Annotated in this window: 12 protein-coding genes; 4 read left to right on the top strand and 8 right to left on the bottom strand. The window is 47.8% G+C overall.

The window, feature by feature from the left end:
* Positions 1 to 30: 30 nt before the first annotated feature.
* Positions 31 to 909 (top strand): helix-turn-helix domain-containing protein, encoded by an 879-nt coding sequence (locus tag J4N23_RS20735; RefSeq protein WP_207429769.1) that lies wholly within the window; start codon positions 31 to 33, stop codon positions 907 to 909.
* A 5-nt stretch (positions 910 to 914) separates the two neighbouring features.
* On the opposite strand, the gene J4N23_RS20730 is transcribed toward J4N23_RS20735, so the two are convergent.
* Genes J4N23_RS20730 through J4N23_RS20695 form a run of 8 tightly spaced genes read right to left on the bottom strand, consistent with a single transcriptional unit; the run spans position 915 to position 9,843 of the window.
* Positions 915 to 2,207: a PAS domain-containing sensor histidine kinase gene (locus J4N23_RS20730; RefSeq protein WP_207429768.1), complete on the bottom strand. Its 1,293-nt coding sequence runs from the start codon at positions 2,205 to 2,207 to the stop codon at positions 915 to 917.
* On the bottom strand, positions 2,191 to 3,564 hold the full coding sequence (locus J4N23_RS20725) for a sigma-54 dependent transcriptional regulator (protein WP_207429767.1): 1,374 nt from the start codon (positions 3,562 to 3,564) through the stop codon (positions 2,191 to 2,193). The genes J4N23_RS20730 and J4N23_RS20725 overlap by 17 nt, the downstream gene beginning before the upstream one ends.
* Before the next feature lie 6 nt (positions 3,565 to 3,570).
* A complete protein-coding gene (locus J4N23_RS20720; RefSeq protein WP_207429766.1) occupies positions 3,571 to 4,737 on the bottom strand; it encodes an ABC transporter permease in 1,167 nt (388 codons plus the stop codon).
* Positions 4,730 to 5,986: an ABC transporter permease gene (locus J4N23_RS20715; RefSeq protein WP_207429765.1), complete on the bottom strand. Its 1,257-nt coding sequence runs from the start codon at positions 5,984 to 5,986 to the stop codon at positions 4,730 to 4,732. The genes J4N23_RS20720 and J4N23_RS20715 overlap by 8 nt, the downstream gene beginning before the upstream one ends.
* 18 nt (positions 5,987 to 6,004) lie before the next feature.
* Positions 6,005 to 6,673, bottom strand: a complete 669-nt coding sequence (locus J4N23_RS20710) for an ABC transporter ATP-binding protein (RefSeq protein WP_207429764.1) — start codon at positions 6,671 to 6,673, stop codon at positions 6,005 to 6,007.
* An 11-nt stretch (positions 6,674 to 6,684) separates the two neighbouring features.
* Entirely contained in the window at positions 6,685 to 7,101 is a 417-nt protein-coding gene (locus tag J4N23_RS20705; RefSeq protein ID WP_207429763.1) for a hypothetical protein, read from the bottom strand.
* 18 nt (positions 7,102 to 7,119) lie between these two features.
* Positions 7,120 to 8,574, bottom strand: coding sequence for a TolC family protein (locus J4N23_RS20700; RefSeq protein ID WP_207429762.1), 1,455 nt, complete (start codon positions 8,572 to 8,574; stop codon positions 7,120 to 7,122).
* Between the two features lie 24 nt (positions 8,575 to 8,598).
* A complete protein-coding gene (locus J4N23_RS20695; RefSeq protein ID WP_207429761.1) occupies positions 8,599 to 9,843 on the bottom strand; it encodes an efflux RND transporter periplasmic adaptor subunit in 1,245 nt (414 codons plus the stop codon).
* A 252-nt stretch (positions 9,844 to 10,095) separates the two neighbouring features.
* Here J4N23_RS20695 and J4N23_RS20690 point away from each other — a divergent pair, with 252 nt between their 5' ends.
* The 3 genes from J4N23_RS20690 to J4N23_RS20680 all read left to right on the top strand — a co-directional run bounded on the left by J4N23_RS20690 (position 10,096) and on the right by J4N23_RS20680 (position 13,273).
* Positions 10,096 to 11,049, top strand: coding sequence for a tartrate-resistant acid phosphatase type 5 family protein (locus J4N23_RS20690; protein ID WP_207429760.1), 954 nt, complete (start codon positions 10,096 to 10,098; stop codon positions 11,047 to 11,049).
* A gap of 162 nt (positions 11,050 to 11,211) precedes the next feature.
* The gene (locus tag J4N23_RS20685; RefSeq protein ID WP_207429759.1) at positions 11,212 to 11,928 is read left to right on the top strand and encodes a GDSL-type esterase/lipase family protein; all 717 of its coding nucleotides are present in this window, start codon (positions 11,212 to 11,214) and stop codon (positions 11,926 to 11,928) included.
* Between the two features lie 40 nt (positions 11,929 to 11,968).
* A complete protein-coding gene (locus tag J4N23_RS20680; protein ID WP_207429758.1) occupies positions 11,969 to 13,273 on the top strand; it encodes an acetylxylan esterase in 1,305 nt (434 codons plus the stop codon).
* Positions 13,274 to 13,288 lie beyond the last annotated feature (15 nt).

Below are 13,288 nucleotides of genomic sequence, written 5' to 3'. Positions count from 1 at the left end.
TCGAGCTTGATTATTTTCACCCCTAATTGCATGACAGCACAAACATCCTTTACATTAGTTAATCCTCAAAGTGGTAATCTGGCTTTCAGAATACATGAGTTTGAAGACGATAGCTATTTCAGAGAGCAAAAGAAGGCAGGCTATTATTCTATTGTGTTAGTGACGAAAGGGAGAGGTTTGCTGAAGGCAGACTTTTCAGAATACGATTTTAATGAAAATGCCTTGATGTGTTTTTCATTGTATCAGCCGTTCATCATCACTGCAGGTGCCGAGTTTCAAGGTATCCTGATTAATTTTCACCCCGATTTTTTCTGTATTTACAAGCATCAGAAGGAAATTACCTGCGACGGGGTGCTATTTAATAATATTTACGCGTCGCCCCTGATAGCTATCCAACACCAGGAAATGGTAGAGCTCCTCGCTTTGGTAGCAAAACTTAAAAGTGAAATGCTGTGCCCGGATCTTGCCCAGTATGAGCTTCTGGTGGCCTATCTTAAGATCTTTCTGATCAAGGCATCCAGGTATAAAACCGCCCAGCAGCCAACAGATGAAACTAAGTTGATGGACAAAGAACCTTTTATCCTGAAGAACTTACAAGATGCGATTGATGAGCACTATAAAACGAAACGTAGTCCCGCTGACTATGCGGACCTTTTAAACATTTCGATGAAGGCCCTAAATAGGTTGTCTAAAACGCATTTCAAGAGGACGGTTAGTAATCTGATAGCAGAACGCATTGTAATCGAAGCTAAAAGAGAACTGTATCTGACGTCCAAGCCTGTTAAAAGGATCGCGTATGAATTGGGCTTCAATGACGAGTTTTATTTCAGCCGCTTTTTCAAAACAAATGCGGAAGTGGCGCCTCAAGTCTTCAGGGAAACCGTAGGCTTTGCAAGAGGGGAGGAATAGCTTGATCAAATTAAATCAATCCGGAACTCCGTCCAGCGATTTTTACTTTCCAGCGAAAACCTGTAGCCGTGATTGGTCAGAATCTCCCTGGTCAGCATCAAACCTATTCCTTGTCCATTTTTCTTGGTGCTGAAGAAGGGCGAGAAAAGTTGGGAAGAGATTTCCGGTGGGATCCCCGGTCCGGTGTTTGACACGGACACAGAATCTTCTGCGGCACTTATTCTGATCAGACCTTTTATGGGACTAGCTTCAATGGCGTTTTTTAAGATGTTAATGAATACCTGCTCTAATTGCTGGCCATCAGCGAGCCTTAGCACTTGATCCAGCTGGGTTTCCCATTGCCACTCCAGCTCTTTTTTGCTGGCCTCCGGTTCCATCAACGTTGCTGCCGACTTAAGCAGGCGGAGCAGGTCGACTTGCTGTCTTACAGGCTCGGGTATTTTAATAACCCGCGCGAAATTGGACATCAGGCTGCTCAGGTTTTTGTTCCTGTCGATGGATATTTGTAGCGCGTTCTGGTAATCGTCCCGATCGTCTTTGTCCAGCTGTTCCTGGTAGTTGAGGCAGGAGTTTAAAATGGAATTAATGGCTCCGATAGAGTTGTTTACCTCGTGAGACATCATCTTGACTACCCTCTCGTAAGCCGCTTTCTCCCGGGCGTAGATCTCTTTGCTTAGTTCCTCTATGGTGTAGAAAGTTCTTGCGAAGCCCCGGTCGATGAAGCTGGATCTCTGGCACTTGAAGGACTGCATCCCGTTAAGGGTAATGATTTTAGCGACATGGGTATCCAGCAAGGCCAGTTCCTTCATTAGCGCCCCCGGAATGTCTTCTAACTTTCTTCCCCTGACATCCAACAAATCGATGCCCATCAGTTGCACAGCAGCAGGGTTTAAGGAACTTACTTTGCTGTCAAAATCCAGAATGAGGATGCCGGTAGGAGAGGCTTCGATCAACTTCTCCAGGAAGGAGTGTTTTTCCAGTTGCTGAAGGCGCTCTTCTCTCAGCCGGTCCATCATCATATTATAAACAGAAATCAGCTCGTCCATCTCCTGATGACCAACCAGTTTCAACTTGCTGCTGAAATCCCTGTCTTTAAGCGATTCAATTCCCGCCGAGATAATACCGAAGGGCTTGCTTATCGCGCGATACATCCAGATGGAGCATAGCAGGGAAATTAGCAGCAGGGCTTCTCCGATTAAAAACAGATCCCGGCTGTGGGAGTAGATCATCCACACCACGGCGATCAATAGGGCGTGCAGCACAATACTGAAAAGGATAAACTTAGTTTTGAGCTTCATAAGGGATATTATACTTTTCCAGTTTGCGATATAATGTCCCTCTGCTTAAGCCGAGTGCTTTGGCTACCCTGCTGATGTTATTCTGATGAAACTCCATAGCTCGTTTGATCATTGCCAACTCCATCTCGTCGATCGAAAAGCTGTCCAGGGGGATCCCAGACCCTTGGACTGATCGCTGCCTCTGCTCCATATGCTCCTCAAAATCCTTAATTTCAAGCAGGTCTCGTTCAGTAAGCAGAACGGTGCGTTCCACCAGATTTTTAAGCTCGCGGATATTCCCTGGTAGGGGTAGCGATTTTAGCCAGTTCAGGGCTTTCCGGTCGATTTCAAGCCGCGGCCGGTTATAGATCTCCTTCAGGTTTTTAAGAAAATAGTTAGCCAGCAGTGGAATATCCTCCGCCCGTTCCCGCAATGCAGGAAGCCGGATGATGATCAGGTTGATCCGGTAATAAAGGTCCTCCCGGAACTTTCCTTCTGCTACCATCGCTTTCAGATCCCGGTTGGTAGCACAAACTACCCGCGCATCCACGGTTCGTGTTCGGCTGTCGCCTAATACCTCGTAGGTCCTGTCTTGCAGTACCCGTAGTAATTTCACCTGACTGTTCAGGTCGAGGTCGCCTATTTCATCCAGGAAGATGGTGCCTTTATGAGCCATTTCGAAGCGGCCTACCCGGTCATTCCGTGCATCGGTAAAAGCACCGCGCTTATGTCCGAACATCTCACTTTCAAAAAGGGTCGAAGAAATCCCGCCAAGGTTAACCTTCACAAAGGCCCTGGTTTTTCGTGGGCTGTTGTTGTGGATCGCTTCCGCGATGAGCTCCTTGCCCGTTCCGCTTTCTCCCATAATCAGCACGGAGGCGTCGGTGCGACTAACACGGGCAATGGTTTGCAGCACTTCCAGCAGTTGCGGATCTTCTCCTACGATGTTTTCAAAACCGTATTTTTCGTTGAGCTTCCGGCGATTGAGTGTTGCCGGAGATTCCTCCTCGGTCGCCAAGTTTAAAGCAGTTTTAAGCGAGGTAATCAGGTGCTCATTCTCCCAGGGTTTATTGATGAAATCAGCAGCGCCGCGTTTCATGCCTTCTACAGCCAAACTAATAGATCCCCAGCCGGTCATCAGAATAACGGGCAAGTGGGGTTTCGACTTTTTGATTTGCTCCAGCATAGCCAGTCCATCTTCTCCACTCGTTTCCATCGAGAAGTTCATATCGAGCAATACCGCCTGGATCGGTTTTTCTGCGAGGTGTTTGTTTGCCTCCTCCGGATCTTCGGCCGTAACCGATTTAAAGCCTTCCTGCTTGAGAAGAAGGCTTAGTGAAGTGCGTACAGCAATATCGTCGTCAATAATTAGGATCATAATGGGTTAGTCTTCATGCAGCGCCGTGGCCGGCTGGATCCTGGAGGCTTTAAGGCTCGGATAAACAGCGCAGCTTAGCATTAATAAATATAGGAACACTGCCGAGATTATTATTCCCAGCACCCCGTAGTAGGTGTCCATATAGGGTGCAAAATACTGGATAATGATCAGATGCAGGGCAACAAGTATTCCGGGTGCAATTCCAAGCGTGGTCAGGATTACCGTTTCGCCTAGAAACTGCTTCAAAATATCCGATGGTTTTGCTCCCATGGCGACCCTTAATCCGACTTCCGCCCGTCGCTGGGAAATATTGTAGCTAAACATGCCCGATACGCCCAGGAAGACGTTGAGCACAAGGAAGCCCAATACAACAAAGGCTATCGTCAGCTGCAAGTAGTCCAGCTTGTGGGCATACTTTTTCAGCAGACTGAGAGAGATGTTCTGCCTGATCGGTAGCGCATCCGTGGAGATCGGCATCACCGCCTTCCGTACCTGCTCGTCCATCAACTGGATATCGCCGACCCTTGGAGATTTAAGGATAAATTGGCTGGCGTATCCCTGTAAAGGAAAGAAAAAGCCAGGTTCTGCGATGGCAGATACGTTCTCGCGGAAAGTATCAGAAACACCAACTACCACAGCCGGTTTACCGTTCAGCAGCAGCTTTTTGCCCAGCGGGTCCTGGTCCTTAAACTCCCGTTCGGCCATATCCCTGGTAACCACAATGGGCTGGGTATGCAGCGTAAAATCGCCGGCCTCGAACCATCTTCCTTTGATCAGTTTAAGCCCAAGCACCTCCTTATACCGCTCATCTACTCCGAACGCCCGTACTTTAGAAACCTGTTTGTTGTATTCGATCTTCTCTTCTTCGCCCCAATGATGAAAAGGGACTGTGTTTGTTCGGCTGACAGCTTCCACCTCCTTAATGTCTTGCAGCTTTTGCTGGATCAGCTTGCTCAGCTCCAAACGCCTTTCTTCAGGGACGCTTGCCATGTCTACATCTACCACCCAAATGTCTTCATGATCGTAGTTCAGTGGTTTAAAGTAGTAGCTGAACTTTTTGAGGTTCATCCCCACAAAGAAGAACAGGGCCAGGAACGATATGAAAAGTTGCAGCAACAAGAAGAAATTCTTTTTCTTACGGTTGGCTATCATTTTGAAAAGGTGCTTAATCATGATTTTGTCCTCCTTTCAAGGCGTATACCGGGTTCAGTTTTGACATTTTCCAGGCAGGATAAACGCCGCTTAATAAACCGAAGACCAAGCAGCTGAAGATACTGAGCGCCAACACCCGCCAATTGATTATAAAGCTATCGGCCGGCATTTTGAACAGCGGGTCGAACGTGTTAATGATGTGCACTAAAAGGCCTGTTGCGTAGGCAGCCAGTGCCAATCCAATGATTCCACCAACGAGCGTCAGGATCACGTTCTCCACTACCAGCTGCCCTACCAGCGTGGCGGAAGTGGCGCCAAACGACTTCCGTACGCCGATCTCCTCGGCCCGCTCACCGATACGGCTGAGGTTCAAATTGATAAGACTGATAGCAGGGATCAGCATAAATAACAACAGGATGATGAAAAAGGAAATAGCCGTTTTGCCGTATTCCGGCTCCTGATCGGTAAAGGAGCTTGATTTGGCAAATTGCTCCAGCGGAGTGAATGCATATGCTTTCAGCGAATCTGCCCCGGAGATCTTATTTGTTAGAAGGCGCATTTTTGCACGCAGTTCTGAACGCACTTGCTTCGGGTTGTCCGACCGGGCAAGGAGCATCGCGCTATAACTCCCCTGGATAGGCCCCTCTAGCCCCTGCAGGTTTTTATCCATGGAGTAGGGGAGGATCATATCCGCGTTGACCCGGCTGAAAGCAGCGCCGGAAGTAACAACTCCGATCACCTTAAACTTCTCACCGTACACCCGCAGTTCTTTCCCTGTCGCGGCCTGGTCTCCGAAAAAGTGTTCCCTGGTTCGCTTGTTTATGATGAGCACCCGGTCGCCATTTTCCACTTCCTTTCGGTTGAAAGAACGGCCCTCCAGAAACTCGAAGTCGGTGATTTCCCAGAAATGTTCATCGGTATACACGAGGTAGTGGCCCGTAGGCTTTCCTTTGGAGAAGGAAATGTAGCTTTTGTTGGTGATGAAGGAGATTACCTCAGTACTTTCCAGGTCGGATACATATTTTTTCAGGAAATGAATGCTGGGGAAACCATCCTCTTTTTTTCCCTGATTGTAAACTGAAACTTTGTCGAGGATCAGCGTACGGTTGCGCTCTGGTTCTGCCGAGTTTTCTCCTATCACCTGGTCAATGAAGGTAGCGAAAACGGTGATGATCATGATGGTGAAGCCGATGCCCGCCAGCGAAAGGATAGTATAGTATTTCTTCCGAAGCATCACCTTGAGGGCCAGCTTGATATAGTTCTTTAACATGACTAGCTTGTTTAGAGATTAATTAACCTGCTGACCATCGAAGAAGCGGATAATGCGCTCCGTTTTATTGGCCATGTTATCATCGTGGGTTACCATAATGATGGTCGTTCCATCGGTTTTGTTCAGCTCGAGCATAATGTTCATCACCTCTTCGCCCATCACGCTGTCCAGGTTCCCGGTAGGCTCATCGGCCAGGATCACTTCCGGACTTCCAACAATGGCCCGGGCAATGGCCACCCGTTGGCGTTGCCCCCCTGATAGCTGGCTGGGATAATGTTTGGTCCGGGTACTGAGGCCTACTTTCTCAAGGGCTTCCAAAGCTTTTTTCTTTCTTTCCGCTCCCGAAACTCCGCTCCGGTAAAGCAGAGGTAGTTCCACGTTATCAAGTACAGAAAGATCATTGATGAGGTGAAAACTTTGGAAGATAAACCCCAGCTTGAAGTTTCTGAAGGCCGCCAGCTTCCTGTTGCTGAAGGAGCTCACTTCCTGTCCGTCAATACTTATGCTTCCCGCGGTTGGAGAATCAAGCAGACCGATGATATTGAGCAGGGTGCTTTTTCCACATCCCGAAGGGCCCATAATGGCCACAAACTCCCCTTTATTTATCTGAAGGTTTACCTTGTTGAGCGCAATCGTTTCAATCGTTTTTGTACGATAGATCTTTTCGATGTTGATTAGCTGTATCATTGGATGAGTGCTTAGGGGTTGATAATAGTTTGGGTGATCTGAAACTGAAGTTCGGCGCTGGGAGGCCTGAAACTCACCTTTAGTTTGCCATCGGTTCCTTCCAAGACCAGCGTGGCTGCGTCTTTGGGAACATCGTTTCCTTTGCCCGAATACAGCTGATAAGTGCTTTTGCCCTCTTTCAAAAAAGAGGACCAGTCGCATTCGACGGATCTCACCTGGCTCGTGATCAGTTTCTCGCTACCGTTTATCAGGGCTTTGATGATGATCACGTTTTTGCTGAAGCTGATGGTGCCTTCAGATTTCATAGGCGAGCTGCTTGTGCCTCTAATTTCAGTGATTTCATTAAAATTCAAAAGAAAATTTTTGTCGCATTGTGCGTAGCTCAGCTGACTTACTGCAGCAAGAAGTAGGATGAATAGCGTTTTCATATTGATTTGATTTGTTAATTAGTTAGCGATCTTTTTTCCGGCTTCGAAGTCGTATAGCGTTAGTGCCCGAAGGTTATAGTAGGCCGTCCAGAAGCTTTTCAGCGATAGGATATAGTCGCGCCTTGCCTGATCTTTTTCCTGCAGGGCGATGTTCAGGTCGGTGATGCTCAGGTCGCCGAGCAGGTAGCGCTTGCGGGCGATTTCGAAGCGCTCGGCAGCCGTCTGGTCTGCTTCTATGTTGGTTTGCATTTGCTCCCTGATCACCTTCAGTTGTTTTACCTGGCTAAGGATTTCCTGATCAAAATTTACCTGTGCTTGCTGGATAGTGGCTTCCACCAGCTTTTTGTTGGCCTGCGCTGTTTTTACCCTCGAAGCGCCCCTTCCCCAATCCATGATAGGCAGCTGGAAGCCGAGCCGAACTACCTGCTGATCTTTTGCTCCGCGATAAATTCCGGCAGCGTCGCCGGCTGCATTGGTCAGACCGAAGGAACCAAAAAGATTCGCCTTCAACCCATTTTCTCCTTTTGCTTTCGCGATGTCTTTATCGGCTTCTAACAGTACTCTTTTGAATTCAATAGACTGCTGCCGATTTTCGCGGGCCTCCCGGAGAGCAAGCGATTCAGAGAGTTCGAAGCGGACAAGCTTATCGGGTAGTTCCAGTTTGATGGCCTCAGATGAGGACAAGCCGATGAAGGATTTCAGCTGCAGCACGCTTGTCTCTACATTAACATCTGCCTGCGCTACAAATTTCTTAGCATTCAGGAGTCCCAGTTTCAACCGGAGCAGCTCGTCTTTAGATAACCTGCCCAGCTGCGACTTCGCTTCACCGATCTTGTAAAGAGTTGCGTGGTTAGAAAGATTTTTTGTTGCGATGTCTGCATTAATCTGCGCGATAAGCAGATTGAAGAACAGCTCGGTAGCTTCTCTTCCGATAGCCTCCACGTCCTGCGCATACTTCCGGTGCGATTCCTCATAGCGCAGCGGTTCAATCTTTTTATCCCATGTAAATGGATTGAAAGCAAACAAAGGTTGATTAAACCCGATTACCAGCGGGTTCCCGTTGTAGCGGGTCTGATGGCGGTCGAAATCGCGGAAGCGCAACATATTGGAGCCAACAAAAAGTTGGCCGCCGGTAAGACCAATGTTTTGTGTAACGCCGAGATTAAGCTGCGAATTGTCGTTTGTCACCGGTTTAAACTCTACAGTACCTTCTGGCTGGGTCACCGGAATATTGGTTTTGCTGAACTGCGGCAAGGAGCCATCGAGGCCAAGTTGAGGACGGTAATTGGCCCTGAATGTTTTGTATTGCCAGTACTGATTTTCGCGAATAGTGCTAGCCTGTACGGCAGCGGTCGACTGCTTTTTTGCAATATCGACGACCTCTGTAAGGCTCAACTGCAGCGTGTCTGTTTTGCTTTGACCGAGGCAAAAAAAAGGAATAGCAAGAGCGGCGAGGAGAAGGGAGCGTTTCATGATTGCTGTTGTTGATGGTCGATTTTACTTTACTTCCAGGTTGTTCAGATGCATATATTCCTGCATGTCGGAGGTAATTACCTTTTCCCCCGGTTTAATGCCCGAGCGGATCTCCACGTACTCCGAGTTGCTTTCGCCTATTTTTACCTTGCGGGCTACCGCCGTTTTTCCTCTCATCACAAAGACCGTTTGTTCTTCCGATCCGTTGAATGCGGCGCCGTTCTGTACACGGGTAGTTTTGGTTTTGAAAGAAGTGACGACAAAAACATCGGCTTTTAAGTTAGGACGTAGTTGAGGGGCGTTCTTTTGGTCGAGGCTGATGGCAAATTCCACAATGCCGTTTTCAATAGTAGGCTGCACGTGGGTGATTTTTCCTCTCAGATCTGCATTGTTGATGCGAACAATGGCCACGTTGCCCACCTTAACTTCGTCGGCATAGTTATCAGAGATGCCGGCTTCTACCTTGTAGCTGCTGAGATCCGCTATCCTCACCAACTCATCACCTTCCCGCAATTCTGAGCCAATCTTGTCATTGATCCAGGTGATCACACCGTTGCGGGGAGAGGTGATGGCAGCCTTGCGTAGCTTATCGCTGATTTCATTAATGTCTTTATCGCGGATGTTGATCTCATAGCCCAGACTTCTCAAATCCGCCTGCATCATGGCCTTTTGGTTGACGATCTGGTTTTGAAGCTGCTTGAGCTCCAGTTGAGCAATCTTAAGGTTCAAGCGGGCCTGTTTGAGATTCTCTTCGGTGCCACCCCCGATACTTAGCAGCGACTGTTCATGAGCGACTGCCGTTTCCAGGCTTTTTATTCTGATTTCCTTAATGGAATACTGGGTCTTTAATTCGTTCAGACTCTTTTGCAGGCTGAGCTCCAGCTGATTGATCTTGTTGCGGTTTACCTGCTGTTCTTCAGTAAGCTTCTCGTAGGCGATGAGAGAGGATTCTTTGTTCAGCTGCAATAGCGATTCTCCCGCATTTACCCGCTCCCCGGCAGTGTGTAACACTTTTTCAATTTTGGCATCTACCGGACTGGTTATTAAAACCTCATATTCAGGAATAATTGTTCCCGAGGCTGCCACGCTGGCTTCCAGCGATCCTACTTCGGCTACGGCTATCGTGAGGGCTCCTGCATCTACTGAAGGCTTTACAAAACTTTTAAACTTGATAAAGCCCAGTGCCATACCTGCCACTGCCAGCGCTCCGATTAGGTACGTTTTAGCTTTCTGTTTGTTTAATTGCTGAGGTGATAGTACGCGATCCATGATGTTTTGATTTTACTCTATAGTTTCAATCAAAGTGCCATGGGTAAAGCACTGTTAGTTAGTCAATTAATTATTTGTGTCGAATTCGAACTGTTCAAAAATGGACAGGGTGTCTTAAAGTGGAACAGGAAAGAGCGGTAGCATTGAACGAAAACGATAAGCGCGGCTGACCTTTCTATTCCTTTTTCTGATTGAAGCTAAACTAATAGTAGCGCTAAGGGTTGGACAGTAGCGCAAAACATTGAACAACACATGAAACACAGAACATTTCCTGTATTCCTGCTTTTTCTCCTGTTTTCTTTTGGAGGCCTTGCCCAGGTTAAAAAAGAGCCGCAGAGTTTGAATTTTATTCTGATGGGCGATTGGGGTAGAAATGGAGAAGATCACCAACGGCAGGTCGCCGTGCAAATGGGCAAAACCGCTGCGGAGCTGAAAGCCGATTTCATCATTTCAACGGGAGATAACTTTTATCCAAGCGGTGTGGTGAGTGAGTACGATCCATTATGGAAGACTTCCTTTGAAGATATTTATACTGCATTTTCTTTGCAATGGGATTGGTATCCGATTTTAGGGAACCATGATTACAAAAGTAACCCTGACGCCCAGGTGGCTTATTCAAAGATCAGTCGCAGATGGAAGATGCCTGCACGGTATTATTCTAAAAAGTTTTACATCAACGGAGATTCCAGCAAACAAGTGCTTATCGCTTTTATTGATACCAACCCGCTGATCCCACAGTTCTATAAAAACCGGGAGTACGGTCCGAATGTAAGGAGCCAGGATAGCACTGCGCAGAAGAAATGGCTCGAAGGTGTATTGTCAGATCCTTCTCCAAATATCCTGTATAAGATCGTGGTAGGACATCACCCTTTGTACACGGCAGGCAGCCGAACGGACGGGTATGACACGAAAGCCGTAAGGAACTCCCTCAATTCCATACTTGAAAGACATCAGGTAGACCTATACCTGGCTGGCCACGAACACAGCCTCCAGCATTTAAAACCCGCGGGAACGACCCATCATTTTGTCTCGGGAGCAGCTTCTGAAGTGACCGGCGTTCATAAACTCGCAGAAGCACGATTCGCAGCTTCCCGTTATGGTTTCATGATTTTTTCTGTTACGGAACCGCACATCGTCGTTCAGGTAATCGATCAAAGGGGGAAGGTTCTCTACACATCTCAGATTGAGCGACAGAAAAGGAAGTAAATGTGAGGTGGTTATGCAGCGGGAGAATCAACGGCGATAGGAATTGGATTTCAACACACAGTGGAGGCGAAATCAAAGAAATGAGTGAGGAAAGTGCCCACCCATTCCTCAAAACTCCTTAACTTCGTGTTCATTCGTCTTGATCTTTTCGTCAGTATTTACATGTTTAAGCTAAAAACCTGGGCGGGTTTTCTGGGGCCCGCATTTCTGTTTCTTTTTCTACACCTGCTACCACTGGCCAGCTCGGCACAGGTCATATCCGACAAAGGGCTCCATATCCTCACACTGGGTGACAGCAACGGGAGCTACCCACACAGCTGGCCGCAACAGCTCCAACTTGCGCTTCCAAAGGCTACGATATTTAACATCAGCAAGTCGGGCCGGACGATTGGATTCCTTAATCTCGGCGACAGTACCCTGCACTCGCTTTTGATGATCGATCAGCATCTGAAGCAGGCGGCCGACTTTAGCAAAGATCGGTTGTTTGACTTTGTGGTGATAGAGTTGGGTACGAACGATGCCAAGGCTGTGTTCGCAGACCGGCAAAAAGAGGTGCCGCACAATTTGGAAGCCCTGGTCCGCAAGATCAAGACTTGTCCCTACCCAGCCATCCGTCAGGCAAAGATCATTATTATATCTCCACCGCCTTATGGCGATAAAGCGGAAGCGACTGAAAAGTATGCAGGAGGGGATGAACGCGTCAGGAGGATGAGTAAAACCTTTAAAAAGGTGGCCAAAAGGAATGATTGTCTCTTTGTGAATGGCTATAAAACTCCAGGCCTGAACATCAACACGATGACGGCAGATGGTCTGCACCTCGATCCTGTTGCCTCCCGAAAACTGATAGAACCCGTTGTTGCCCTGATGATTAGCAATTGATCCGGTCCCTTTAAAATCGCTTACACAAACAGTCACAGAAATGAATCTTGGATATAGTTACGTATTGTTCTTCTTTTTCATCGCTTTCCTTCAAACAGTTAAAGCTCAAAATTCTCCCGCTCCCCGCAAATACATCGAATTTGTATTAACTCCTGATTCAAAGGATTGGACCTACGATGTAAATAAGCCGGCATCTGTTCAAGTGACCGTTTTACAGAACGGCGTTCCGATGGAGAATGCCAACATCAGCTTTGAAGTTGGGCCCGAATTAATGCCGGTGGATAAAAAGGGAAGCCTGGTACTGAAAGACGGAGTAGGTAAAATTGATGCAGGCAGCAGTAGGGAACCCGGTTTTCGGCAGCTAACGGTGAGGACAGAATATAAGGGCCGAAGCTACAGCGAGATGGTGAAGCTCGGTTTTTCTCCCGAGAAGATAGCACCAACCGTTCCACTGCCCTCGGATTTTCTACAGTTCTGGGAGGCAGCAAAAGGGGAAGCGGCAAAGCTTCCCATGGATCCTATTTCAACTCATTTGCCACAGTATTCCACCCCCACGGTAGATGTTTATTTGCTCAATCTTCAAAATGCAAGCAGAGGTAAGCGACTTTACGGCTACTTATGCAAGCCCAAGGCAGCCGGCAAGTATCCTGTGCTTTTTACGCCTCCGGGGGCGGGCGTGAAGCCTGCGCTACCCTATACTGCCTTTGCCGAACAGGGGTACATCAGTTTGAGTATTGAAATACACGGTATATCGCCACTACTGGACAGCGAAACCTATAAAAATATCAGCAATGCTTTCGGCGATTATCCCCAGTATAAATTAGACGATCGCGACAATTACTATTACAAATCCGTCTACCTGGCTTGTGTGCGTAGTATCGACTATTTGTGCAGTTTGCCGGAGTGGGACGGAAAGAATGTGGTAGTGACTGGCGGAAGTCAGGGGGGAGCACTTGCTATCGTTACTGCAGCCTTGCAGCCACGGGTAACAGCTTTGGCAGCCTTTTATCCTGCTTTGTCCGATATGACCGGTTATCTTCATGGAAGGGCAGGAGGATGGCCTCATCTCTTGTCGCCCCGCCAGCAAGCCATTAATAACACACCTGAGAAACTAAGGACGATCAGCTACTACGATGTAGTGAATTTTGCCAGACACATTCGCGTACCTGGGTTTTACTCCTGGGGGTACAACGACAATACCTGCCCGCCCACTTCAGTTTATGCAGCGGTGAATGCGATCAAAGCACCAAAAACGCTTGCCATCACGCCGATCTCTGCTCACTGGCGGTTTGATGAAACCAACCAGGAATCGTTGGACTGGCTGAAAAAACAGCTGAAGAAGTAATTCAATGCCCTGTTG

Origin of the sequence: Pedobacter sp. SYSU D00535 (assembly GCF_017355855.1) — a bacterium.
Taxonomy (GTDB): Bacteria; Bacteroidota; Bacteroidia; order Sphingobacteriales; family Sphingobacteriaceae; genus Desertivirga.
The sequence above is the reverse complement of the archived record's forward strand: the minus strand, read 5'-3'. Positions and strand labels throughout refer to the sequence as shown.

What these genes read in the sequence shown, in the direction of transcription:
- J4N23_RS20680 (WP_207429758.1), top strand. Translation starts at nt 11,969, where the DNA reads ATGAATCTTGGATATAGTTACGTATTGTTCTTCTTTTTCATCGCTTTC.
- J4N23_RS20715 (WP_207429765.1), bottom strand. Translation starts at nt 5,986, where the DNA reads ATGTTAAAGAACTATATCAAGCTGGCCCTCAAGGTGATGCTTCGGAAG.
- J4N23_RS20725 (WP_207429767.1), bottom strand. Translation starts at nt 3,564, where the DNA reads ATGATCCTAATTATTGACGACGATATTGCTGTACGCACTTCACTAAGC.
- J4N23_RS20710 (WP_207429764.1), bottom strand. Translation starts at nt 6,673, where the DNA reads ATGATACAGCTAATCAACATCGAAAAGATCTATCGTACAAAAACGATT.
- J4N23_RS20685 (WP_207429759.1), top strand. Translation starts at nt 11,212, where the DNA reads ATGTTTAAGCTAAAAACCTGGGCGGGTTTTCTGGGGCCCGCATTTCTG.
- J4N23_RS20705 (WP_207429763.1), bottom strand. Translation starts at nt 7,101, where the DNA reads ATGAAAACGCTATTCATCCTACTTCTTGCTGCAGTAAGTCAGCTGAGC.
- J4N23_RS20695 (WP_207429761.1), bottom strand. Translation starts at nt 9,843, where the DNA reads ATGGATCGCGTACTATCACCTCAGCAATTAAACAAACAGAAAGCTAAA.
- J4N23_RS20700 (WP_207429762.1), bottom strand. Translation starts at nt 8,574, where the DNA reads ATGAAACGCTCCCTTCTCCTCGCCGCTCTTGCTATTCCTTTTTTTTGC.
- J4N23_RS20735 (WP_207429769.1), top strand. Translation starts at nt 31, where the DNA reads ATGACAGCACAAACATCCTTTACATTAGTTAATCCTCAAAGTGGTAAT.
- J4N23_RS20690 (WP_207429760.1), top strand. Translation starts at nt 10,096, where the DNA reads ATGAAACACAGAACATTTCCTGTATTCCTGCTTTTTCTCCTGTTTTCT.
- J4N23_RS20720 (WP_207429766.1), bottom strand. Translation starts at nt 4,737, where the DNA reads ATGATTAAGCACCTTTTCAAAATGATAGCCAACCGTAAGAAAAAGAAT.
- J4N23_RS20730 (WP_207429768.1), bottom strand. Translation starts at nt 2,207, where the DNA reads ATGAAGCTCAAAACTAAGTTTATCCTTTTCAGTATTGTGCTGCACGCC.